The following is a 22231-nucleotide window of genomic DNA, read 5'->3' on the forward strand; positions in this document are numbered from 1 at the left end:
CAGGGAGAGGGCCGGGGTGAGGGTTTACGCTTCTTCCACCGCTACGCGCATGGCCGACAGCGCCGTGCGCGCGGCTTTTAGCACCTGCTCGCACTGCTCGACGGCCAGCGTTAACGGCGGTTCGATACGAATGGTCTTCGAGTTGTTGAGCGTGCCCGCCACCAGCACATGCTGGCGGAACATTTCGCTGGCGAACGCGTAGCCGGTTTCGTTATCCACAAACTCAATTGCCATCAGCATCCCTCTACCGCGCGCGTCCTGCACCAGATCGGGATATTCGCGCGCCAGCTGACGAAAGCCGTCCAGCAGCATATCGCCTTTCTGCTCCGCCTGCGCCGGGAGGTTCTCTTCCAGCAGCACGTTAATTGTCGCCAGCGCGGCCGCACAGGCCAGCGGGTTGCCGCCAAAGGTCGTGGTGTGCAGGAAGGGGTTATCGAACAGCACGGAGAACACCTCCTCGGTGGCGATGGTCGCCCCGATGGGCATAACTCCGCCGCCCAGCGCTTTGGCAAGGCATAAGATATCCGGCTGCACGTTTTCATGCTCGCAGGCGAACATCCTGCCCGTTCTCCCCATGCCGGTTTGCACTTCGTCGAAGATAAGCAGCGCGCCGAACTCGTCGCACAACTGGCGTACCGCGGGAAGATAGCCCGGCGGCGGCAGAATGACGCCGCCTTCACCCTGAATCGGCTCAAGGATCACCGCCGCGACATCATCACCGGTTTTATGACATTCGCTCAGTAAGGTGCGCATGGCGTCGATATTACCGAACGGCACGTGGCGAAAGCCCGGCAGCAGCGGCATAAACGGCTTGCGGAACGTTGACTTCGCGGTCGCAGAGAGCGCGCCCAGCGATTTACCATGAAACGCGCCGCTGGTGGCGACAAAGGTGAATTTGCCTTTCGGCGACTGATAGGCTTTCGCAAGCTTTAATGCCGCATCCACCGACTCGGTGCCGCTATTACTAAAGAAACTGTATTTCAGTTTGCCGGGGGCGAGCGCGGCCAGCGTTTTCGCCAGCATTGCCCGCAACGGGTCGAGAAGTTCCTGGCTGTGAAGAGGTTGTTTCGCGAGTTGATTCTGTACGGCGGAAACGACAACTGGATTACGGTGCCCCACATTAAAGATGCCAAACCCACCCAGACAATCTAAAAACTCCTGACCCTGAGTGTCGACAAGCGTATTCAGACTTCCCGCCTGCCATTCTACGGCTCCGTAATCCCCGCCAGCGGTAACAGATTTTCGGTACTCCAGAAACCCCGGATTAACATGCTCTCGAAAGTATTCTTTTACCTCACGATTAAGTTCTCTCATCTCCTCATGGTCAAGCGTGCGCTTTTCTATGAGATTCAGTGCGTGTGCGCTACAGGCCAGGGCCGATGCGCTGGAAGGTAACCTGTTCAAAATATGCTCCTGGTCGGGCGTATCACATGATACTGATTAAAGTATTGCAGGGATTGCGCCACTTCGAAGCTGCCACGCAAAATCGGGATAAACGAGAGGAGAAGAGTGGGTTCGGCGAGATTAGATCCCGATAACCGGCGTTTTGCCGGTCTGGGCTGGTTTAAAAATAAACAACATATGCACGTTTATTGCGCGTTTTGCCCTGTTTTAGTGCATGCCTCGCCTTGTTTTAGCACCGCTTCAAATAAGCATTAATGAATAATAACATTATGAAACTATATAAATCATAGGGTTAGAAATCATACAAACGGTGCGGTTTTTTGGCGAATTGCGATCTAAATCAAATTTAACAGTTAAAGATAATTTCATTATCGCCGAAATAACATTCGCCAGAACTTTTAACACTTAAATAACTCGCACAGGACGCAGCCATGTCTTCTCCTCCCTTCGTCACGCAACGGGAATATTCCCTTGATGATGACACCACTCTGATGTCGACCACCGATCTGCAAAGTTATATCACCCACGCTAACGACACCTTCTCGCAGGTAAGCGGATTTTCACTGGAAGAGCTGACAGGAAAACCGCATAACCTGGTGCGCCACCCGGATATGCCCAAAGCGGCCTTTGCCGATATGTGGTACACCCTTAAACAGGGCGAGCCCTGGAGCGGCATCGTTAAAAACCGACGCAAAAATGGCGACCACTACTGGGTGCGCGCCAACGCCGCGCCGATGGTGCGCAACGGGAAAGTGACGGGCTATATGTCTATTCGCACCCGCGCCACGGAGGAGGAGATTGCCGCCGTCACGCCGCTTTATAAAGCATTGCAGGAGGGCCGGTGCAGCAAACGGATCCATAAGGGGCTGGTGGTCAGTAAAGGATGGTGGGGAAAAGTGCCGTCGATGCCTCTGCGCTGGCGGTCACGCAGCGTGATGGCGCTGCTGTGGGCGATGCTGATGGCGGGGCTGTGGCTGTGCGGCAGCGGCGCGGCGGCGCTGGCATTAAGCACGCTGGTCATGCTGCTGGGCTGCGCCTGCTATGAATGGCAAATTATCCGCCCGGTAGAGCAGGTGGCAAAACAGGCGCTGAGCGTCGCCACCGGCGAGCGCAACAGCGTGACCCACCTCAATCGTAGCGATGAGCTGGGCCTGACGTTACGCGCTATTGGCCAGCTTGGGCTGATGTGCCGCTGGCTGATTCATGACGTGGCAAGCCAGGTTCACAGCGTACAGAGCGGAAGCGAAACGCTGGCGAAAGGCAATGAAGATCTGAATGAGCGCACCCGCCAGACGGTGGTGAATGTGCAACAGACGGTGGCGACGATGAGCCAGATGGCGGCGTCGGTGCAGACCAATTCACAGACCGCGACGGCGGCGGACAAGCTTTCCAGCTCGGCAAGCAGCGCTGCCAGCCACGGCGGCAGGGCGATGGAGACCGTGGTGAAAACCATGGATGAGATTGCCGACAGCACCCAGCGTATCGGCTCGATCACCAAACTGATTAACGATATTGCTTTCCAGACGAACATTCTGGCGCTGAACGCCGCGGTTGAAGCCGCGCGGGCGGGCGAGCAAGGCAAAGGCTTTGCGGTCGTGGCGGGGGAGGTTCGCCATCTGGCAAGCCGCAGCGCCAGCGCCGCTAACGACATCCGCAAACTGATTGACGCCAGCGCCAGCAAGGTGCAGTCCGGTTATGACCAGGTGCATGCCGCCGGAAGAACAATGGATGATATCGTCAGCCAGGTACAGAACGTAACGGCGCTGATTGGGCAGATTAGCCAGTCGACGTCAGAACAGGCGCAGGGGCTGACGGAACTGACCAACGCTGTGGCCGAACTGGATACCATCACCCAGAAAAACGCGGGCCTGGTGGAGCAGAGCGCTTCGGTCTCCGCCATGGTGCGCCACCGCGCCAGCCGCCTGCAGGACGCGGTATCGGTACTGCATTAATCACCTTCTGTCCGCGCTATGCGCCGCCTCTCCCCGCTCGGGGAGAGGTATTTACCGCTTATTCTCCCGTCTCTGTAAATATTATATTTATATGGTGTTAATAATATATTAATAATCGCCCATTATTTACTCGAACAGAATCAAAATATCGGCATTATTAATTACTGATTAACTCTATTTAAGCGTGATTAATATATTTTTCGTCTTGCTATGTGCCGTGCAATATAACGATCGATAGATCTCTATTAATAGTTGATATCTATCATTATAGTCAATAATCAAATAAAAAAGCGATCAAACTCATAAAGTTAGCGTTGCGTTTACCGATAATAAAAAGTGGAAATATTAATCAGTATGCTTCCGGGACAGCCGACTGCCTTGCTCCGGGCGGGCTGACTTTTTTTTACCTTTATTATTATCAGGCTCAAGGGGAATATATGTTTTTACGTAACGTAAAAATTGGCACGAAATTATTTTTTGCGTTTGGTTTTTTTATTGTGCTGATGGTTGCCAGTTCCTGCCTCTCGCTCTATAGCCTGAATCGCACCAATAACGGAATGCAGGGCGTCGTTAACACACACTATCCGACCACGGTAAAGGCTAACCAGCTGATTGATGACTTCCAGACGTTCGTCAACACCCAGCAGCTGATGCTGCTGGATACGGAAGGGAAATGGCAGGGCGAGGCGCAGGCGCAGCTCAATGCGCTCAGCGGCCAGATTACGGCTTTGCTCAATGACCTCAATAACAACCTGAAGGATAAAGAGTCGCAGCAGATCCTGGCCGACATCCGCGTCGTTCGCCAGCAGTTCCTCGATTCCCGTTTTCGCCTGCTGGAGGCGATGCAGAATAACGACCGCGCCGGGGCGATGAATGAAATGGTGAATACCACCGTGCCGCTGCAAAAAGCCTACAAGGAAAAAGTGCTGGCGCTGATTGCGATACGCGACGCGCAGATGCGCCACGCCGGGGCGCAGGTTCAGCATGATTTCCGCACGGACCGTCTGCTATTGCTGGCGCTGGCGCTGGCAAGCGTTGGTTTTGCCGCGCTGATGGGCTGGGCAATCGTGCGGGCGATTACCCGTCCGCTGCACGAGGCGGTGGTCTTTGCCGGGGCGATTGCCAACGGCGACCTGACGCGCACTATTCACTCCAGCAGCCAGGATGAAACCGGGCTGCTGCTGCGCTCGCTGATGGAGATGAAAGAGCGGCTGGTTGAGATTGTGCATGAGGTGCAGACGGGGTCGGAAAGTATCTCCAGCGCGGCGGCGCAAATTGTGGCTGGCAACCAGGATCTGGCGGCGCGCACCGAAGAACAGGCCAGCTCCGTAGAGCAGACCGCCTCCTCGATGGAGCAGATCACCGCCACCGTGAAAAATACCGCCGACCACACGACCGAGGCGACCGGCCTCTCTGCCGATGCCGCAAGCGTGGTAAAAAACAACGGCGAGATGATGAAGCAGGTAACCCAGAAAATGCGGGCGATTAACGACACCTCTAACCGGATGTCGGACATTATCAATCTCATCGACGCCATTGCTTTCCAGACCAATATCCTGGCGCTGAACGCCGCCGTGGAAGCGGTGCGGGCGGGGGAGCATGGCCGCGGTTTCGCCGTGGTGGCTGGGGAAGTGCGGCAGCTTGCGCAGAAGAGCGCCTCGTCGGCCAATGAGATTCGCCAGCTGATTGAAAACTCCACCAGCCAGGCCCGGGAAGGCATGGCGCTGGTCGAAAAAGCCAGCGGCTTAATTAACGGCATGGTGACCAATGTGGAAGAGATGGATCTCATCCTGCGCGAGATAGGCCAGGCAAGCCGCGAGCAGACCGATGGCATTTCGCAGATCAACAGCGCGATTGGCCTTATTGACTCCACCACGCAGCAGAACTCCAGCCTGGTGGAGGAGTCCGTTGCGGCGGCGGCGGCGCTCAATGAGCAGGCGCTGCATCTGCGGCAGCTGGTGCAGGTTTTCCGCCTGCGTAACGAAGCGGTCGCGGCTTAATCGAGCTGGGAGATCTCCAGCGCCGCGCGGTCGATTATCCCGATAATCTGTTTAAGCTGCGCGGCGCTCATCTCCGTCTGGTTCACTTTCAGATCTAAAACGGCTTTAAAGTTCTCCAGCGCCCGCTTCATCTGCGGATCTTTACGCAGTTTAAAGCCCACGCTTCGCGCCTTAATGCGCGCTTCAATATGGGCGAGATGCTCCCGGTTTTCCGCAAGCCAGCTTTCGCCGTGCGGCGTAATGGCTATTTTTCTGCGCCCGCCTTCATCGTCGCTGACGGTAATAAACTGCTGATCCTGTAAAAAATCGAGGGTGGGGTAGATAACGCCAGGGCTGGGGCTGTAGTTGCCCTGGGTAAGGGTTTCAATCGCTTTAATCAGCTCGTAGCCGTGGCTGGCGTTGCGGGTAAGGATATCAAGGATGACCAGGCGCAGTTCGCCGTGGCCGAAAAAACGCTGGCGGCGACCGCCGCCGTGGGGGTGTTCGCCATGAGGGTGATGGGAATGTTGCATTATATCTCTCCTTATTTTGATATATCTAATTTATATCTAAAAACAAAGTGGCAACAAGGCTGGATTTTTATAATTCAATAATATATTGATATTTAAGCTCTTTTATTTTTAAGTTGGCAATGTGTGCGCTTATTCATCGCCGTATCTAAAAAAGGGTTGCGTTGCAGATAAACAGCAATCATTATCATTTGGAAAATTTAGATATATCGTATTCACGAAGGCCGATTATGACAGATAAAGAACAACGTTATCCGCAGCGCGTCCGTAATACGCTGCGGTTCCGCCAGCTTGACGTGCTGCGCGTTGAGCGTATTAGCGCGGGCTTTCAGCGTATTGTGCTGGGCGGCGAGGCGCTGGAAGGGTTTACGTCACAGGGATTTGACGATCACAGCAAACTCTTTTTCCCGCAGCCGGGGAGCGTTTTTGTCCCGCCGCAGGTGACCGATGAAGGCATCCTCTGGGGTGAGGGGCCGCGACCGGCATCCCGCGATTACACGCCGCTTTATGATGCGAGCCGTCATGAACTGGCGATCGATTTTTTCATCCACGAAGGTGGGGTGGCGAGCGACTGGGCCATGCATGCCCGCGCAGGCGATACGCTGACCATCGGCGGGCCGCGTGGTTCGCTGGTGGTGCCGGAAGATTACGCCTGGCAGCTGTATGTGTGCGATGAGTCGGGTATGCCCGCGCTGCGTCGTCGGCTGGAAGGGTTAAACCGGCTGGCGTCGCGCCCGCAGGTGCGCGCCGTCGTGACCGTTGGCGACGAGGCGTACAAGGATTATCTTGCGCATCTGAGTCATTACAACATTGAGTGGGTGGTTGGCCATAACCCGCAGGCGGTGGTAGAGGCGCTGGCGTCGACGCAGGTGCCAGCGGATGACTATTTCATCTGGCTGACAGGCGAGGGCGCGGTGGTTAAAACGCTGCTGGGAATGTTTGAGCGGGACGATATCGACCCGCAACGGGTGCGCGGCCAGGCCTACTGGCACAACAAGTAAGCCGGGAAGACATCCCCGGTGCGCTACGCTTACCGGGGCTACGGGACGCGGTAGCCCGGACAAGGCGAAGCCGCATCCGGGAAGACATCCCCGGTGCGCTACGCTTACCGGGGCTACGGGATGCGGGTAGCCCGGATAAGGCGAAGCCACATCCGGGAAGACATCCCCGGTGCGCTACGCTTACCGGGGCTACGGGACGCGGTAGCCCGGATAAGGCGAAGCCGCATCCGGGAAGACATCCCCGGTGCGTTACGCTTACCGGGGCTACGGGGTACGAGTAGCCCGGATAAGGCGAAGCCGCATCCGGGTAAAACATCCGCGCTATGCGACCTCATCATATTCGGCTTCGCTGACCTGCTGCTCCAGCGTCTGGCGGATCTCGGCAAGGGCTTTCTCCTGCTGGCGGAAATAGCCTTCCTGATCGGTTAATGAGGACACCAGCTGCCACGACTCCTCTTTCTCCAGCGCGTTCAGCTCGTCAATCAAACTGGCGATGTGCTGCTTCACTTCCTCGATGCGCTGGCGCAACCGCGCCAGATCGTTAAGGAGATCGCTTGCCATCAGCGGCTCCAGGCCCTTTTGCAGGCGGGTGAGAATAGCGCGAATTGCCCCTAAATCGCCGCGCTGCCTTGCCTGGTTAAGCTGCACCATTATGGCGTGCGCCTCCTCTTTAAAGGCCCCGTCCACCAGGTCCGGGTGGCACAATTTGCTGGCCTGACGCCACAGCCGTTTTAACTCGACACGCTCGTCCTGCGACATCTTCTGCTCAAAGCCCGCGCGTTTTTCCGCATCGTGCTGCTGCTCCTGATACTCTTCATACTCCTGGCGCGCTTCGTCCCGCGCCTGACGCGCCGGCTCGTCTTCGCGCGTTAACCCCTGTTCCAGTTCCTGCGCCTCTGCCAGCAGCGAGGCGATAAGCGCATTCTGCTGCTGCAGATGCTTACGCGCTTCCGCCGCCTGAGGGGAGTGCGGCGGCATGCTTTGCCAGCGCTCCGTAAGCTTGCCCAGCACCGTTACCGCCTGCGCCAGATACTGCTGGCAGCGCAGATAATCGGCCTCACGCCTGCGCGCTTCCGCCTCCTGGCGACGCACGGCAGCCTCCGCAAGGAGCTTACGCAGACGCAATATCTGCGACATCAGCGGCCCCAGACGGGTGAGATAGAGATCGTTAAAGTCATCCAGCAGCTGAATACGCGCGTTACGCTTATCGATCAGTTCGCGCAGCTGCTCTTCCAGCGCTTTGAGTTCCAGTTTGCTGGCGGCGACCTGCGGATCCTGCCAGTGCACGACGGAACGCTGGTTTTGCAGCCAGTGAGTGATGGCGCGTAGCGCATCAGAATAGTTTTTCTCTTCCAGCGCCCATACGATGAACGCCAGTTCACTGTCTGTAATCTCATTTTTTAACATCGGAAGCTGGCTGTGAATGATGCCATCATCTTCCAGTTCTATGGCGTACTTAATGATCTCAAGCCGTTTAACAGGTTTGTTCATGGCGTTTCGCTAAGGCGCTATCAAGGCACAGGTTAAAAGTAGAGGGTTCTGAATGAATACGAAACAGGCGCGCTTCATCCACGCAGATTAGCACCTGAGCCGCTACGCTAACAGGGCCAAAACCATAATACAGACGATAAATTACAGTTGCTTAGTATTCGTTCGCTGAATGTTTACTGCCCTGCCGGGGCGGTCAGCCTCCGTGACCGAGGAAAAAGAAGATAAAAAGCAAACGGTTTTGCTGACGCCGCGTTTCTTTAAAACGATTTTATGAATGCCATCACATTATTATTATCGGCAGCAATAAGAATATATTTTATATTGGCAGCGGCTGCTTAAAATAAAATCATTAGAGAGTGTTATTAAGAGAAAATAGTCTGGCGGCAGAGTTTTCGTCTTGTTTTGCGCTTGCGATAGGCTATAGTCAGTCAATAATTAAAATTCCTCTCACTAAACCGGGTGTCATGGGCGCTAACAGAACCTTATATATTGACGTCGCTAAAATAGTGGCGATATTTTTAGTGCTGGTAAACCATACCAACAGTGAAATATTCCTTTCTTATTCACCGTCAGTGACCTGGTTTTCTTCGCTAACCTATTTTTATATCAGCCGCATTGCCGTGCCGGTGTTTTTGATGGCGACCGGCGCGCTACTGCTGGGAAGGGTGGAGGGCTATCGTCGACACCTGCAGCGGATGTGGCGGATGTTCGCTGTATTACTGGTTTTCTCGCTGTTCTACTACAACATGAACCCCGGCTTTCCCGGCAGCCTGAGCGAGGCGGGCACCGTTATAAAGTCGTTGATTGAAAAGCCCGCTTCCAACGCATTGTGGTACGTCTATCTTTATCTCTGTTTGTTAATGGTCATGCCCTTTCTGCAACGGCTGGTGCAGGCGCTGGAAAAACGCGATATAGAAATAGTCATTATTATCTCCCTGGCGGTAATGGGGTTAAGTATGGCGTTGGGGCATATTTTCAGCGTGAACATATACGGCCAGACCGATTTTACCCTGTTTTGTTACCCCATCGGCTACCTGTTTGCCGGTTATTATATTAACCGCTTTATTGTTCCCGACAGAAAGCTGCTGGTGGCCGCCATTATTGTCTTTATTGCCTGTATTATCTTTTCCGATCTGATCAGCTATCAGCAGTTTTCACAGGGTTTTGCGCAATATCTTTTCTGGAGTAATTTAGGGCTGCTTAATATTTCACTGCCCAGCATCGCGGCTTTCTACATCTTCAGGCATATCGCCAGCCTGCCCGCTATCCAGAAACGGAGCCGGTTGATAGGCGAGGTCTCCCTCTGCGTGTTTGGCATCTACCTGACGTCCGATTTTGTGCTGGTTCGTACCCATCCCTGGTATCAGGATCTGGCTCACTTTCTGCACATCTTTTTTGCCTGTATCTGCTGGCAGGCGATCATTTTTACGCTCTGCCTGGTGCCGGTTTTTCTGGCAAGAAGGGTGAAATGGGTGGCGCGTTATCTGTAGGGACAAAATCGAAGCAGCCCGTACGCCTGCACGGGCCGTATTGTAGTTACGCCTGCAGCAGAAATCCTTGCTCAGGATGTTTTACATTAAGGTGTCAGGCAGGAACATAATCAGCGACGGGAACGCCACCAGCAGCCCGATGAACAGGAAAAACGCTATCAGGTACGGCAGTGAAGCCCTGACAAACGACACCGTATTGCAGTTCAGTATGCCGCAAACGGTATACATACAGATACCCACCGGCGGCGTGTTCGCCCCAAGCAGCGTCAGCACCACAAAGATAATGCCGAAATGAATGGGGTCGAAGCCTGCCTCCATCGCTATCGGCAGCAGGATGGGCGTCAGCAGCAAGATAATCACGCTGCCGTCGAAAATCATCCCGGATACCGCGATAAACACCAGCAGCAGGAACAGAATGCCGTAGGGGTTTTCTGTCACCGTTGTCAGCACTTCCGCCAGCGACTGGGGAATCTGGTCGATGATGGTGATATGCCCGAGGATCGCCGCAGACATGATCAGCAGCATCACCACGCCGATATCGCTGATAGTGTCTTTCAGCACCTCCCACAGCGCCTGGTTATCCAGCTCTTTATAGATAAACCGGCCAATGATAAACGCATACAGCACGATAAACGCGCCGGCTTCGGTGGTGGTGAAGAACCCCAGACGGATGACCAGAATCAGTACGATAGGGAACATCAGCGCCCAGAAGCTGTTTTTGAACCCTTTCCAGACGTCATGGCGCGTTGGCAGGCTGGTCGTCTCCGGCGCGATGTTCATCTTTCTGACCATCACATAGTTGGTGCCCATCAGGATGACCGTCAGCAGAAGGCCTGGGATAACCCCGGCCATGAACAGTTTGCCAATGGAGACGTTCCCGACAAAGCCGTACAGGATAAGCAGGATACTCGGCGGAATGGTCGCGGTAATCAGAGAGCTGAACGCGATAACAACGGCGGTAAACGGTTTTGGATACCCCTGCTTCACCATCGGCACCCCAAGAACGCGCGCCTGCATGGCGGCGTCTGCGGTTGCCGAGCCGGATACCCCGCCCAGCAGGCAGGCCAGCAGGACGTTAATCTGGGCCATACCGCCCACCATCCAGCCTGAAACGATACGCACGAAATCGAGCAGGCGGGCGGTTACGCCGGTTTTGTTCAGCAGGTTGCCCACCAGCAGAAACAGCGGGGTGGCCATAATAGGGAAAGACTGTGTAGGAGCCGAAAATTTTTGAAATGCGATCCCCGGCGGCATGAAGTCATCAAAAAAGAAGAAGCTCAGCCCGGAAATGGCAATCACAAACCCGACCGGCATGCCGATAATTAAAAGGACAACAAACAATACACAGGTGAGCAGGATCATAACTCAGATACCTCTGCAGATTCCGGGCACCCCGATACCATATACAGGGCTGTATTTATGAACATCAGGAGACAGCCTGTGGGGACTGCGCTGTTGAGCCAGGCCGACGAGAGGCTGGTGACAGGAAGCTGGCTTCCGGCCGTGGTCAGGGTGAAGTTATAGCCGTACCAGACGCCACATCCCAGAAAGAGTAGAATCAGCACTTCGTTGAACCATAAACAGCTGCGCCGGGTGAACTGGGGAAGCAGACGCACGACGGCATCCACACCGATATGCCTGCGAAGCTGGAGGGCATAATCAATAGCCAGAACCGAAACCCATGCAAAAATAACCATGGCGATTTCCAGCGACCAGATCAGCGGATAGCCGATTGCGCGTCCGACCCCCCCGGCAAGAATGATGATCACAATAGAAGCCAGTCCGATTCTCGCAATAGCGAGTTCGAGTTGACGAAAGCGGTTATACATAATCCGTCCTTTAATAAAAGGAGAGGTATGCCGGGTCGCATACCTCTGGTTTTACTTTTACTCTGCGATCACTTTCTGAACCTGATCGTATGCATCCTTCAGGCCCAGTTTTTCAGGCACGGAAGCGCAGGCCTGCTTAAACGGCGTGACGTCTACTTCATCCACGCTGACGCCGCTTTTCGCCATGACGCCCAGCAGCTCCTGCTCTTTCTTGAGGGTCTCTTCCGACGCCAGGTTGCCCTGTTTTTCTGACTCTTCCTGCAAGATTTTCTGCAGGTCTTCCGGCAGAGAGTCCATCCATTTCTTCGACACGATAATGCCGGTCATTAAATGGATATGGTTGGTCTTGGTGATGTTCTTAGTGATTTCGTACAGCTTGGAGCCGTATACCGCCGTGGGCTGGGCTTCTGCCGCGTCCACGATGCCGGTCTGAATAGAGGAATAGATTTCGGACCAGGACAGCGGCACCGGCTCCCCGCCCATGCATTTAATGGTTTCAATGGTGACCGGCGCTTCCAGCGCCCTGACTTTAACGCCGTGCAGGTCCTCAGGCGTGTGGATTGGCTTCTTCGTTACCAGCATGCGCCCGCCCTGATACCAGTTGAAGGAGAGCGGCACCAGCCCGGATGCGCCGCCCAGCCGGTCTTCCCACGAGCGGAACACGTCGCTTTGAATGAATTTTTTCTGCGCGGCGTAATCCGGGAAGACAAAAGGCGCGGGCAGGATGGAGAGTTCAGGCACAAACGAGGCCAGACGAGCGCCATCAACGATGATCCCTACGTTACTGCCTGACTGGGCATGCTGTAACAGTTCGTTGTCTGCCCCAAGCTGGCCGGAGGAAAATAGCTTAATGCGGATTTTTTTATCGCTGCGCTTTTCGACCTCTTTCTTAAAGGATTGCAGCCCCTTGTAGATGGGGTCATCCGGCGACAGGGAGGTGGACAGATTGAGTGAATAATCCGCTGCCATGGCAGAAAATGATGAAATAGAGACAGTGAACAACAGTGTTTTTAACAGGCTGGGTTTAAATTTCATTTTTTTTCCTTTTTGTAGGGTAGCGGTTTATTACCAGTTCCAGAGGGTGCCATCTTCCAGGCGGGCGACAGGCAGACAGGCCGGATCGTAGGGATATTTCGCCGCCAGCTTTTCATCGAACTCAATGCCTAACCCCGGCTTTTCACCCGGATGCATATAGCCCTGGTCGAACGTCCAGCTGTGCGGGAAGACTTCAAGCATCTGCTCGCTGTAGCCCATATATTCCTGCACGCCGAAGTTCGGCACCCACAGGTCAAAGTGCAGGGCGGCGGCGTGGCAGATAGGGGACAGATCCGACGGGCCGTGCGAACCGGTGCGTACCTGGTACAGCGAGGCGAAGTCAGCAATACGGCGCATGCCGGTGATGCCGCCCGCATGGGTAATGGTGGTGCGGATATAGTCGATAAGCTGCTCTTCAATGAGCTGTTTGCAGTCCCAGATACTGTTAAAGACTTCACCCACGGCAATCGGCGTAACGGTGTGCTGACGAATCAGGCGGAAGCACTCCTGGTTTTCGGCCGGGGTCGGATCTTCCATCCAGAACAGACGGTACTCTTCAATACTTTTGCCAAAGCGCGCGGCTTCGATGGGCGTCAGGCGGTGGTGCATGTCGTGCAGCAGATGCTCATCAAAACCGTATTTGTTACGCACGGCTTCAAACAGTGTGGGGGTGAAATCGAGGTATTTCTCTGTTGACCACAGCTGCTCTTCCGGCCACTGCCCCTTGGTGGCCGGCTCGTAGGCAAGCCCTTTGCCTTTCGCCATGCCGTAGGTCGTCTTCATGCCCGGAATGCCGCACTGCACACGAATAGCTTTAAAGCCCATTTCCCGGTGGCGGGCGTAGTCGTCCAGCACCTCGTCAACGGTATGGCCTGTGGTGTGGCAGTAAACCATCACGCCTTCACGGGACGCGCCGCCCAGCAGCTGATACAGCGGCATACCCGCTGCTTTCGCTTTGATGTCCCACAACGCCATATCGACAGCGGAAATCGCCGACATGGTGACAGGCCCGCGACGCCAGTACGCGCCTTTGTAGAAGTACTGCCAGGTATCTTCAATACGCTGCGCGTCGCGGCCAATCAGTTGCGGACAGAGGTGGTCTTTCAGATATGAGGCGACAGAAAGCTCACGTCCATTGAGGGTGGCATCGCCCAGACCGACAATCCCATCATCGGTAGTTATCTTAAGAGTAACGAAGTTGCGTCCCGGACAGGTGACAAAGACTTCTGCCCTAACAATTTTCATAATGTTGCCCTTCATTAATAGTAATAATAATTTGCAATGAAAAATGACATTGATAGAACTACCATACAAGAATGCAATAACGTAATTTTGAGGTGAATCACAACTCGTTCTGGGAGGATGGGGTAAACCGACCCTCGATGTGGGGGGTGAAGGCTGCGAAAGGAAAAGATAGATGTAGATATGACACAGAGCTACAAGCGAGTAAGCTGGTAAAAGGATGTTGCTAACAAGAAGTGATTTAATTAAGGAATAAGCTTCCAAGCCCGAGCACAAATATTCACACGCTTTTTATAACAGCAAAAGTATTAAGTTAATAGTTTTGTGCTAATTACTATAAATTAAGCGATTTATTACAATGGTATTTTAAGTTAAGATTGACGTCAGGCTAGGTAATTAGTGAAGCATTCTTATTGTCAGGGCTATGAGATTGAAAAAAGCCAATGTCTCCATAGACTTATGAAGACACCTTTATTATATGCATCAATTATTCTTATTACTTACTTTTGAAATCTCATATTCTACAATTTTCAGAATATGGTTGATCCTTTCATTAATGGAAAATGCAAGGTCGGTGATGCCTTCAAGGTTACTTATCAGTTCGGGATTATAAATCGTAGCATCCATCTTAGGTTTTAGAGGATTGTTTCGATTTTTGATTTCATTTTGAATTGCATTAAAAATGAATTTCTCTTCATCTTCATTTGTAAAAAGGGCATTTTTGATTTCTTTCAATTGATTCGGCGTCAGCCATAATTTAATTAGGTGTTCCATAAATTGTGTCCTAAGAGTAATTATAAATACATCATACACCATTTTTTCTAATTTCATAAATTATTATATTTCGATGAAATATATTTATGGGATATATGATAAGTTGTAAATGTATTTATCAAATGAATGGTTTGTTCAAGGTGATGAATATTTTAACCATAACCTGTTGTTTGGCTGTAAGTGTACAAATTAGCAGTTGTTAAGTATTGTAGGCGGATTTGCGGTTTTAATTCTGTATATGGCCAGCAGCAAAGACTTTTTTAAGTGAGGGGAAATCTTGTTTATAAATAAATACATTCTAAAATAAAAAATGTTTTAAAAGAGTGAGGTTATCAAAAAAGCATAAGCTATAGAAATAAATTTCAAAATGAGATTAATTAATAAAATGTTGTTTATAAAACGAAATGATCAACATCAATCCTAAGGAAATATAGGATGTATGATAGTTGCCTCGCTTCAATAGAAGTACATCTTATAGGATTTTGCTTTGAAATAAATATGCCATGCAAAGAAGAAAAAACAAGCCATTCTTGATGAGTGGCTTAGTGTCACAATAGCCTAAAATGTGGTGGCCCCTGTTGGGTTTGAACCAACGACCAAGCGATTATGAGTCGCCTGCTCTAACCACTGAGCTAAGGGGCCGTGGTCGGGGATTATAAAGTAACTTCCGCAACCGATCCAGCGTCTGCTATCCGCTTGCTTGTTTTGTAAGCAATACATTTTCAATCCTTTATACTTATGCCTCTATATATAAAGCAGGAGTGAAAATGATTCATGACATCCTGGCGCCTGGCTTGCGCGTCGTGTTTTGCGGTATTAACCCCGGTAAGTCATCAGCCCATACGGGATTTCATTTTGCCCATCCCGGCAATCGATTCTGGAAAGTCATCCACCAGGCTGGCTTCACCGATCGGTTACTTAAGCCAGAAGAGGAACGCCACCTGCTGGATACGCGCTGCGGAATCACCATGCTGGTTGAACGACCGACGGTGCAGGCAAGTGAAGTGGAGCTGCATGAGCTTAGGACTGGTGGCAGGGATCTGATTAAAAAGATTGAGGACTACCAGCCCGCTGCGCTGGCGGTGCTGGGTAAGAAAGCCTTTGAGCAAGCTTTCAGCGTACGCGGAGCGCCCTGGGGGAAACAGAAATTCACTATTGGCGTGACTCAGGTTTGGGTGTTGCCTAACCCGAGCGGACTTAACAGAGCAACGCTTGAAAAGCTGGTGGAGTCCTACCGGGAACTGGATGATGCGCTGGCGATGAGGGGAGTGTGAAACCATATCCACACTAGCAGCCTGCCTTTATGACGAGATCGCTTTTCACAGTACTACCTCTTTTAAGGGGTTAACCGAGGCTGAATTGAAAAAAACTACAGGAGTGATACAAAGCGTTTTGCTTGAGTTTCGATAAAAATTCTTCTATAGAAACGGAATTTGAGAAATGGGCACGAAAATGAACAGATTATAACCATATGATCTCACATAAAAATTCAGCTCCATTCAAGGGATTTATCTTATAAATAGTTAGTGATGATTAATAAAGTTCAATTGATAGGTTAGAACTTATAGGATTTGTCCTGATACCCCGTTACATTTAGAGCCGATTTAGACTTAAGGACGTTTGCGTCAGGAAGATTTCCGCTTATTAACGCTTATTACTTCACCTTCCTACAAACAACACAATTCATCGAAAAGCGTTTTTCTGCTTTTTGTTACAGTTAGCTGCCTAATTATTGGCATGCTCATATTTTGCGCACCGAGCACTCTGGTAGCTATAGCCAGGGGCGGTAGCGTGTCTCAAGACGTCAAGGTGAGATCACCCATGGCCAGAAGTGGTTTGGAAGTTCAGCAAGCAGCGGTGAAAGCGCTGTTCTTACGCGAGATAAAAACGCGTTTTGGTAAGTATCGGTTAGGGTACTTGTGGGCAATACTTGAACCTGCTGCGCATCTTATAGTCTTAATGGGTATATTTGGCTATATAAAAAACCGAACTATGCCGGATATTTCATTTCCGGTATTTTTATTAAATGGCTTAATACCTTATTTTATTTTTAGCCATATTGCTACGCGTTCAATTGGAGCTATCGAAGCAAATCAAGGCCTTTTTAATTATAGACCAGTAAAACCAATAGACACTATTATTGCACGCACACTTTTGGAAACTTTAATATATGTGGGTGTCTATATCATACTAATGACTATAGTTGGTTTATTAGGTGAAGAGTTCGCATTTAATCATGTAATTACTTTAGTAGCCACTTGGACCCTACTTGTTATTTTTTCTTTTGGAATTGGTCTTGTATTCATGGTTTTGGGTAATACTTTCCCTGAAACGGAGAAGTTCTTACCTATTATAATTAAACCTCTATACTTTATGTCATGCGTAATGTTTCCATTACATGCTATACCTAAAGACTATTGGTCTTATCTTTTATGGAACCCGATAGTACATGCTATAGAGCTAAGCCGTGAATCGGTTGTAGCTAGTTATACAAGTGGTGATGTCAGTATAGGTTATCTCTCGATATGTGCTCTTGGTGCACTTTTTATCGGATTAGTCATGTATCGTATAAGCGAAGAGGCAATGCTAACATCATGATTAAAATCAGTAAATTAACTAAATCGTACAAGACACCAAAAGGAAGACATTACGTTTTTAAGGGACTGGACCTAGAATTACCAGCGGATAAAAGCATAGCTTTGATTGGGCGTAATGGCGCTGGTAAATCAACACTATTGAGAATGATTGGTGGAATTGACAGGCCTGATAGTGGGAAAATTTGTACCAACAAAACAATCTCATGGCCTGTCGGTTTATCTGGTGGATTCCAAGGGAGTTTGACGGGAAGGGAAAATGTAAAGTTCGTTGCTCGCCTGTATGCTCATCGTGGCGAACTTAAGGAAAAAGTATCTTTCGTAGAAGAGTTTGCAGAACTAGGTAAATATTTTGATATGCCAATCAAAACTTATTCATCGGGAATGAAATCTCGACTAGGGTTTGGTTTAAGCATGGCATTTGATTTTGACTACTATTTAGTTGATGAGGTAACAGCGGTTGGTGACGCCCGTTTTAAAAGAAAATGCATGCAACTTTTTGAAAGTAAGAGAAATATCTCTAATTTTATTATGGTTTCTCACAGCCTTCATTCATTGAAAAAGTATTGCGATATAGCTCTTTTGGTTGGTAGAGAAAGCATCAAATTATATGACTCTATAGATGAAGCCATTGAAGAGTATATTCTCGAAGAGGAATGAATAATTTCATCATTAAGGCGAGCTATGGAATTTGCAAAATTAACTCTGCGCCGAAACATCATCTGTATCTTAAGTTGTATATCATCTCTTCCGGCCTTTGCTCAAAATATATGCCTTCTACCACAAGTCACAGAAGGTGTAGTAACGCTTGATGATAAGTGTATTTATAAAGGCGGAATAGTTATAAATATGAGTAATACTACGCTTGATTGTAATAGCGCTACTGTTGATGCAGAAGGATTCAAAGATGGAATAGTTATTAGCTCTGACGGAAAAAAATAAATAATATCTCTATTAAAAACTGTAATATTTTAAACGCAAGAGACTCTGGAATACGCGTCTCATGGTTGGGTAAAGATATTAATAAATCTAATGTTCCAGATAGATATGCTAAGACCCCTCATAATATAACGATTGCCAATAATCACATAATTAATTCTGGTAAAAACGGTATATTTTTGGATGATTATTCTTCGCTGGTTACAATTAGGAATAATTTTATAAAAAATTCTGGTGCCACAGCCATTTATCTTGAACATGATTCAAGGAAAAATAGAATAGAAGGTAATTTTATTGAGAATAATGGATATAGAAACAATCGGCCAGTAAGAGAAGCAATAGCTATCGACTCTTCACAGAAAAACATTGTGATTGGCAATACTTTTAAAAATAATGGCAAAGGTGGAGTTTTCATATATAAAAATTGTAGTGAGAAATTTCATAGCGGAACTCAAGAATTGAGAAAAATGCATGCTAATTTTAATGTTATAAAAGGTAATTATTTTTATAATGAAAAGGTTGGTATTTGGCTAGCTTCAAGGCAGGGAAAGAATTTAAAGCACATGGACTGTGGTGATAAAGCTATCGACAGTGCTGGTTTATATTATCAAGACTACGCTGACGAAAATATTGTTAGTCAAAATCGGTTTGAATCTGTTAGCAGACCAATTATTGATAACGGTAAAAACAATCGCATTGAAAATAATCTCATAAACTAATCCAAAAGATTTATAAGTTATTTAGCATTGCAAATGGATTTATTGAATCTAAGCGTAACCAGCTGAGGCAACCACTTTAATGAACAGAAAAATTAAGAAACTGTTATCTAACCCCTCCTTATTTTTTAGGGATGCCATTGCTAATTATAAGCAAAAAAACAATCCACAAAACGATGGTGTCATTTTTGCTTTTCATATTAATGATTGGAAAAGGCCAATACTGCAATCTTGGTTTAACGACAAGAAATTTTGTTTTGTTCCATTCAATTTCAAGAATAATAAAATAAAAAATGATTGGTTGCGCAGAATAAAAAATACTAAAAATGCTGAGTTCTTTATATGGGGCATGAATTTACCTGAGCCGTTCGCTTCACTTGAAGTTAAGAAAACATTTATTGAGGATGGTTTCATTCGTTCTGTTGGTTTAGGTGCATCACATACACCTCCGCTTTCCCTTAATTTCGACTCAAGAACCTTGTACTTTAATGCGCGTAAAGAATCAGATCTCGAGTATTTGCTTAATACTTATAATTTTGATGAGGATTTATTAGATAGAGCCAGAAACCTTAAAAAGAAGTTGATTGAAGCTGGAATAAGTAAGTATAATAACTCAGCAAGAAGTGATATTACTGAAATATATGGCCCTAAGGAAAAGAAACGTATTTTAGTTATAGGCCAAGTAGAAGATGATGCATCTATAGAATATGGATCAATAACTAAATATTCAAATAATGATATAGTTATGATTGCCCATATGGAGAACCCCGATGCTCAAATTATTTATAAGCCGCATCCTGACGTACTCAATGGGTTTCGCAAACATCAATCTAACCCAAAAGATGTAAGACATCTCTGCCAAATTATTACACAAGATATTCCTTTATCACAAGCTTTAGAATCAATTGATCATGTATATACTATTTCTTCATTAGCTGGTTTTGAAGCACTGATCAGGGATATTAAAGTTACAACTTTAGGTTGTCCTTTTTATTCAGGTTGGGGATTAACCGACGATAGGCAAGAAAATAGTCGACGCAATCGCGTTCTTACCATTGATGAGTTATTTGCCGCTTCATATATTCTTTATCCAAAATATTTTGATCCTATTTATAGGAAATATATTACTCCTGAACAAGCACTGGATGTGCTTATCCGCCAGCGTGAAATTGTACAAAAAGTCCCTGTAGAAGTTTCTGATAGTCTAGAACCAACTGTTACTACTGTTTTTGGCTTTCATATTAATGATTGGAAGCGTCCTATCATCGAAACTTGGTTTCCCGATAAAAAATTTATTTATGTTCCATTCAATTTTAAAGATAAGGCTACGATTGAACGCTGGATAAAAAAAATCAATAGTCAGAAAAATGCTGAATTGCTTATTTGGGGAATGCGTTTACCGCAAGCTTTCAAATCAATTGATATTAAAAAAACTTATGTTGAGGATGGTTTTCTCAGATCTGTTGGTCTTGGAGCCGCTCATACACCGCCTCTTTCACTCAATTTTGATTCTAAAACATTATATTTTAACGCTAGGGAAGAATCAGATCTTGAATCATTGTTAAACACATTCGACTTTGATGAGAAATTATTAGAGCGAGGTCGTAACTTTAAAGAAAAACTCATTAAATCAGGTATAAGTAAATATAATAATTCTAACCCAATTGATATAAATGCTATTTATGGCTTAAAAAGTGGAAAACGTATATTAGTTGTTGGTCAAGTTGAAGACGATGCTTCTATTGAATATGGGTCGCTTATAAAATATACAAACAATGAGCTTGTAACAATAGCACGTCTCGAAAATCCTGATGCTCAAATATTTTATAAACCACACCCTGATGTTCTGAATGGTTTTAGAAAATTTCAATCCGATCCCAAAGATGTACAGAACATTTGTCAAGTTATTACTGAAGATTTGCCCCTTTCGCAAGCATTGGAAACTATCGATCATGTATATACAATTTCTTCCTTAGCTGGTTTTGAGGCTCTAATAAGAAATATTAAAGTAACAACAATGGGGTGCCCATTTTATTCTGGTTGGGGTTTAACTGATGATCGCCAACTAAACCCACGGAGAACTCGTACTTTAACTATAGATGAGTTATTTACTGCTGCTTATATTTTATATCCAAAGTATTTAAATCCTTTGACAAGAAAATATATAACACCAGAAGAAGCTTTAGACTATCTTATAAAAATGAAACATCTCACCAGCCTTAACAAATCTGATGAGAAAGAAGATGAAAAAGTTGAAGATGCTGATATTAAATTAGATGACATCTTAATTATAAAGAATGAATTACAGAGTGTTAAAAAAGCTTTAGATTTAGTTTCCAAGAAAATTGACACCCAACTTATTAATACTGTGAAGAAAATCCATGAAAGCAGTTAATGCATTTTGTCTTGATAAAGGCTGGCTTTTTAATGATCTGAAATTACAATTTCAACAGTTAGGCTGCAAAATAAGTACTAGCCCAGAACGAAAAAATGATGCCTGGATATGTATTAGATCTTCGGAAATGAAATTTTCGCCAGACATTACTAAAACTGTCGTGCAAGTTCACAATATGGAACCTCATGATATACATTTATTTAACGCGTGCTTAGGAGTTGTATTTACGCATCCTATGCAAGAATGGCTATGGAGAAGAAGCGGTTTTAATGGTCAATCAGTAATTATTCCTATCGGTGCTAGAAAAATTATACAGCCCTTTCAAACTATACCGGAACGTCCAACAGTTGGGTTTTTTTGTGGAGAGAATAGGCTTAGATGGAAAGGTTCCGACGTTTTCAAAAAAGTCGTTTTGGCTGCAAAAAAAGAAATTGATTTTGATGTAATAATGATTGGTCGTGGATTAGAGCATATAGCTGAATTAGGTATATATGAGCAAAGAGCTGCCGGTCCAGAAGATTATGAGCGTATTGATGTTCTATTTACAGCTTCTATCAGTCCTGGCGTACCTCTAAGTGTTTATGAAGCATGCGCTTGTGGTAAAGCAGTAGTTACCACTCCTCGCTGGTTTCCACCGGGTCGATGGTCAACTGTTAAAACCGGACAAAGTCATCGTCAGCTTGCTAATTATATGATAGCCGCACTAAGAAAACGTGAGCGTTACCTTACGGATGCTACAAAACTTGCTTCATCACCATATATACTGGAGGAATGGATCGAGAAAAATGTTGATTTCTTGAAAAAGAAATATCAGTCTCGATTTGGTTCCTTAAAATAATTATACAGTGAGATTGCAATAT

Annotated in this window: 19 protein-coding genes and 1 tRNA gene; 11 read left to right on the forward strand and 9 right to left on the reverse strand. The window is 47.7% G+C overall.

The window, feature by feature from the left end:
* Nucleotides 1-24: 24 nt before the first annotated feature.
* Nucleotides 25-1404 (reverse strand): putrescine aminotransferase, encoded by a 1380-nt coding sequence (gene ygjG / locus ENTHG_RS11455; protein ID WP_044179800.1) that lies wholly within the window; start codon nt 1402-1404, stop codon nt 25-27.
* 431 nt (nt 1405-1835) lie between these two features.
* On the opposite strand from ygjG, the gene ENTHG_RS11460 reads away from it, so the two are divergent.
* The gene (locus ENTHG_RS11460; RefSeq protein ID WP_044179802.1) at nt 1836-3356 is read left to right on the forward strand and encodes a methyl-accepting chemotaxis protein; all 1521 of its coding nucleotides are present in this window, start codon (nt 1836-1838) and stop codon (nt 3354-3356) included.
* Nucleotides 3357-3793: 437 nt separating this feature from the next.
* A complete protein-coding gene (locus tag ENTHG_RS11465) occupies nt 3794-5356 on the forward strand; it encodes a methyl-accepting chemotaxis protein (protein WP_044179804.1) in 1563 nt (520 codons plus the stop codon).
* On the opposite strand, the gene ENTHG_RS11470 is transcribed toward ENTHG_RS11465, so the two are convergent.
* On the reverse strand, nt 5353-5868 hold the full coding sequence (locus ENTHG_RS11470) for a PadR family transcriptional regulator (RefSeq protein WP_044179806.1): 516 nt from the start codon (nt 5866-5868) through the stop codon (nt 5353-5355). The two genes, ENTHG_RS11465 and ENTHG_RS11470, sit on opposite strands and share 4 nt — an antisense overlap.
* Nucleotides 5869-6092: 224 nt before the next feature.
* Between ENTHG_RS11470 and ENTHG_RS11475 the strand changes: the two genes are divergently transcribed.
* A complete protein-coding gene (locus tag ENTHG_RS11475; RefSeq protein WP_275404605.1) occupies nt 6093-6866 on the forward strand; it encodes a siderophore-interacting protein in 774 nt (257 codons plus the stop codon).
* A 321-nt stretch (nt 6867-7187) separates the two neighbouring features.
* Here the strand turns inward: ENTHG_RS11475 and ENTHG_RS11480 are convergent, their stop codons facing one another.
* Nucleotides 7188-8357, reverse strand: coding sequence for a DNA repair protein (locus ENTHG_RS11480; protein ID WP_044179810.1), 1170 nt, complete (start codon nt 8355-8357; stop codon nt 7188-7190).
* Between the two features lie 464 nt (nt 8358-8821).
* Here ENTHG_RS11480 and ENTHG_RS11485 point away from each other — a divergent pair, with 464 nt between their 5' ends.
* A complete protein-coding gene (locus ENTHG_RS11485; protein ID WP_044179812.1) occupies nt 8822-9847 on the forward strand; it encodes an acyltransferase in 1026 nt (341 codons plus the stop codon).
* 81 nt (nt 9848-9928) lie between these two features.
* Here ENTHG_RS11485 and ENTHG_RS11490 read toward each other — a convergent pair whose 3' ends face one another.
* From ENTHG_RS11490 to ENTHG_RS11515, 6 genes are all read right to left on the reverse strand, one after another.
* Nucleotides 9929-11209, reverse strand: a complete 1281-nt coding sequence (locus ENTHG_RS11490) for a TRAP transporter large permease (RefSeq protein WP_044179814.1) — start codon at nt 11207-11209, stop codon at nt 9929-9931.
* A complete protein-coding gene (locus ENTHG_RS11495) occupies nt 11206-11676 on the reverse strand; it encodes a TRAP transporter small permease (RefSeq protein ID WP_044179816.1) in 471 nt (156 codons plus the stop codon). Before ENTHG_RS11495 ends, ENTHG_RS11490 begins: the two co-directional genes overlap by 4 nt.
* 57 nt (nt 11677-11733) lie before the next feature.
* Nucleotides 11734-12711, reverse strand: a complete 978-nt coding sequence (locus ENTHG_RS11500) for a C4-dicarboxylate TRAP transporter substrate-binding protein (protein ID WP_044179818.1) — start codon at nt 12709-12711, stop codon at nt 11734-11736.
* Nucleotides 12712-12741: 30 nt separating this feature from the next.
* The gene (manD, locus tag ENTHG_RS11505; RefSeq protein WP_044179820.1) at nt 12742-13956 is read right to left on the reverse strand and encodes a D-mannonate dehydratase ManD; all 1215 of its coding nucleotides are present in this window, start codon (nt 13954-13956) and stop codon (nt 12742-12744) included.
* A 480-nt stretch (nt 13957-14436) separates the two neighbouring features.
* A complete protein-coding gene (locus tag ENTHG_RS11510) occupies nt 14437-14727 on the reverse strand; it encodes a hypothetical protein (RefSeq protein ID WP_044179822.1) in 291 nt (96 codons plus the stop codon).
* Between the two features lie 566 nt (nt 14728-15293).
* Nucleotides 15294-15369 (reverse strand) — tRNA-Ile (locus ENTHG_RS11515).
* A 125-nt stretch (nt 15370-15494) separates the two neighbouring features.
* Between ENTHG_RS11515 and mug the strand changes: the two genes are divergently transcribed.
* The 7 genes from mug to ENTHG_RS25475 all read left to right on the forward strand — a co-directional run bounded on the left by mug (nt 15495) and on the right by ENTHG_RS25475 (nt 22209).
* Nucleotides 15495-16001, forward strand: coding sequence for a G/U mismatch-specific DNA glycosylase (mug, locus tag ENTHG_RS11520; protein ID WP_044179824.1), 507 nt, complete (start codon nt 15495-15497; stop codon nt 15999-16001).
* A 547-nt stretch (nt 16002-16548) separates the two neighbouring features.
* The gene (locus ENTHG_RS11525; protein WP_044179826.1) at nt 16549-17325 is read left to right on the forward strand and encodes an ABC transporter permease; all 777 of its coding nucleotides are present in this window, start codon (nt 16549-16551) and stop codon (nt 17323-17325) included.
* Complete coding sequence (locus tag ENTHG_RS11530) at nt 17322-17981, forward strand: ABC transporter ATP-binding protein (RefSeq protein WP_044179828.1); 660 nt, start codon at nt 17322-17324, stop codon at nt 17979-17981. The genes ENTHG_RS11525 and ENTHG_RS11530 overlap by 4 nt, the downstream gene beginning before the upstream one ends.
* 24 nt (nt 17982-18005) lie before the next feature.
* On the forward strand, nt 18006-18263 hold the full coding sequence (locus ENTHG_RS25470; RefSeq protein WP_145973664.1) for a hypothetical protein: 258 nt from the start codon (nt 18006-18008) through the stop codon (nt 18261-18263).
* An 11-nt stretch (nt 18264-18274) separates the two neighbouring features.
* On the forward strand, nt 18275-18979 hold the full coding sequence (locus ENTHG_RS24255; protein ID WP_275404606.1) for a right-handed parallel beta-helix repeat-containing protein: 705 nt from the start codon (nt 18275-18277) through the stop codon (nt 18977-18979).
* 79 nt (nt 18980-19058) lie between these two features.
* The gene (locus tag ENTHG_RS11540; protein ID WP_044179829.1) at nt 19059-21371 is read left to right on the forward strand and encodes a capsule polysaccharide biogenesis protein; all 2313 of its coding nucleotides are present in this window, start codon (nt 19059-19061) and stop codon (nt 21369-21371) included.
* The gene (locus ENTHG_RS25475; protein WP_145973665.1) at nt 21358-22209 is read left to right on the forward strand and encodes a glycosyltransferase; all 852 of its coding nucleotides are present in this window, start codon (nt 21358-21360) and stop codon (nt 22207-22209) included. Before ENTHG_RS11540 ends, ENTHG_RS25475 begins: the two co-directional genes overlap by 14 nt.
* The last annotated feature ends 22 nt before the right edge of the window (nt 22210-22231 follow it).

The organism is Phytobacter massiliensis JC163 (assembly GCF_000321045.1).
Classification (GTDB): Bacteria; Pseudomonadota; Gammaproteobacteria; order Enterobacterales; family Enterobacteriaceae; genus Phytobacter_A; species Phytobacter_A massiliensis.

What these genes read in the sequence shown, in the direction of transcription:
- ENTHG_RS11460 (WP_044179802.1), top strand. Translation starts at nt 1,836, where the DNA reads ATGTCTTCTCCTCCCTTCGTCACGCAACGGGAATATTCCCTTGATGAT.
- ENTHG_RS11465 (WP_044179804.1), top strand. Translation starts at nt 3,794, where the DNA reads ATGTTTTTACGTAACGTAAAAATTGGCACGAAATTATTTTTTGCGTTT.
- ENTHG_RS11470 (WP_044179806.1), bottom strand. Translation starts at nt 5,868, where the DNA reads ATGCAACATTCCCATCACCCTCATGGCGAACACCCCCACGGCGGCGGT.
- ENTHG_RS11480 (WP_044179810.1), bottom strand. Translation starts at nt 8,357, where the DNA reads ATGAACAAACCTGTTAAACGGCTTGAGATCATTAAGTACGCCATAGAA.
- ENTHG_RS11485 (WP_044179812.1), top strand. Translation starts at nt 8,822, where the DNA reads ATGGGCGCTAACAGAACCTTATATATTGACGTCGCTAAAATAGTGGCG.
- ENTHG_RS11490 (WP_044179814.1), bottom strand. Translation starts at nt 11,209, where the DNA reads ATGATCCTGCTCACCTGTGTATTGTTTGTTGTCCTTTTAATTATCGGC.
- ENTHG_RS11495 (WP_044179816.1), bottom strand. Translation starts at nt 11,676, where the DNA reads ATGTATAACCGCTTTCGTCAACTCGAACTCGCTATTGCGAGAATCGGA.
- ENTHG_RS11500 (WP_044179818.1), bottom strand. Translation starts at nt 12,711, where the DNA reads ATGAAATTTAAACCCAGCCTGTTAAAAACACTGTTGTTCACTGTCTCT.
- manD (WP_044179820.1), bottom strand. Translation starts at nt 13,956, where the DNA reads ATGAAAATTGTTAGGGCAGAAGTCTTTGTCACCTGTCCGGGACGCAAC.
- ENTHG_RS11510 (WP_044179822.1), bottom strand. Translation starts at nt 14,727, where the DNA reads ATGGAACACCTAATTAAATTATGGCTGACGCCGAATCAATTGAAAGAA.
- mug (WP_044179824.1), top strand. Translation starts at nt 15,495, where the DNA reads ATGATTCATGACATCCTGGCGCCTGGCTTGCGCGTCGTGTTTTGCGGT.
- ENTHG_RS11525 (WP_044179826.1), top strand. Translation starts at nt 16,549, where the DNA reads ATGGCCAGAAGTGGTTTGGAAGTTCAGCAAGCAGCGGTGAAAGCGCTG.
- ENTHG_RS11530 (WP_044179828.1), top strand. Translation starts at nt 17,322, where the DNA reads ATGATTAAAATCAGTAAATTAACTAAATCGTACAAGACACCAAAAGGA.
- ENTHG_RS25470 (WP_145973664.1), top strand. Translation starts at nt 18,006, where the DNA reads ATGGAATTTGCAAAATTAACTCTGCGCCGAAACATCATCTGTATCTTA.
- ENTHG_RS11540 (WP_044179829.1), top strand. Translation starts at nt 19,059, where the DNA reads ATGAACAGAAAAATTAAGAAACTGTTATCTAACCCCTCCTTATTTTTT.
- ENTHG_RS25475 (WP_145973665.1), top strand. Translation starts at nt 21,358, where the DNA reads ATGAAAGCAGTTAATGCATTTTGTCTTGATAAAGGCTGGCTTTTTAAT.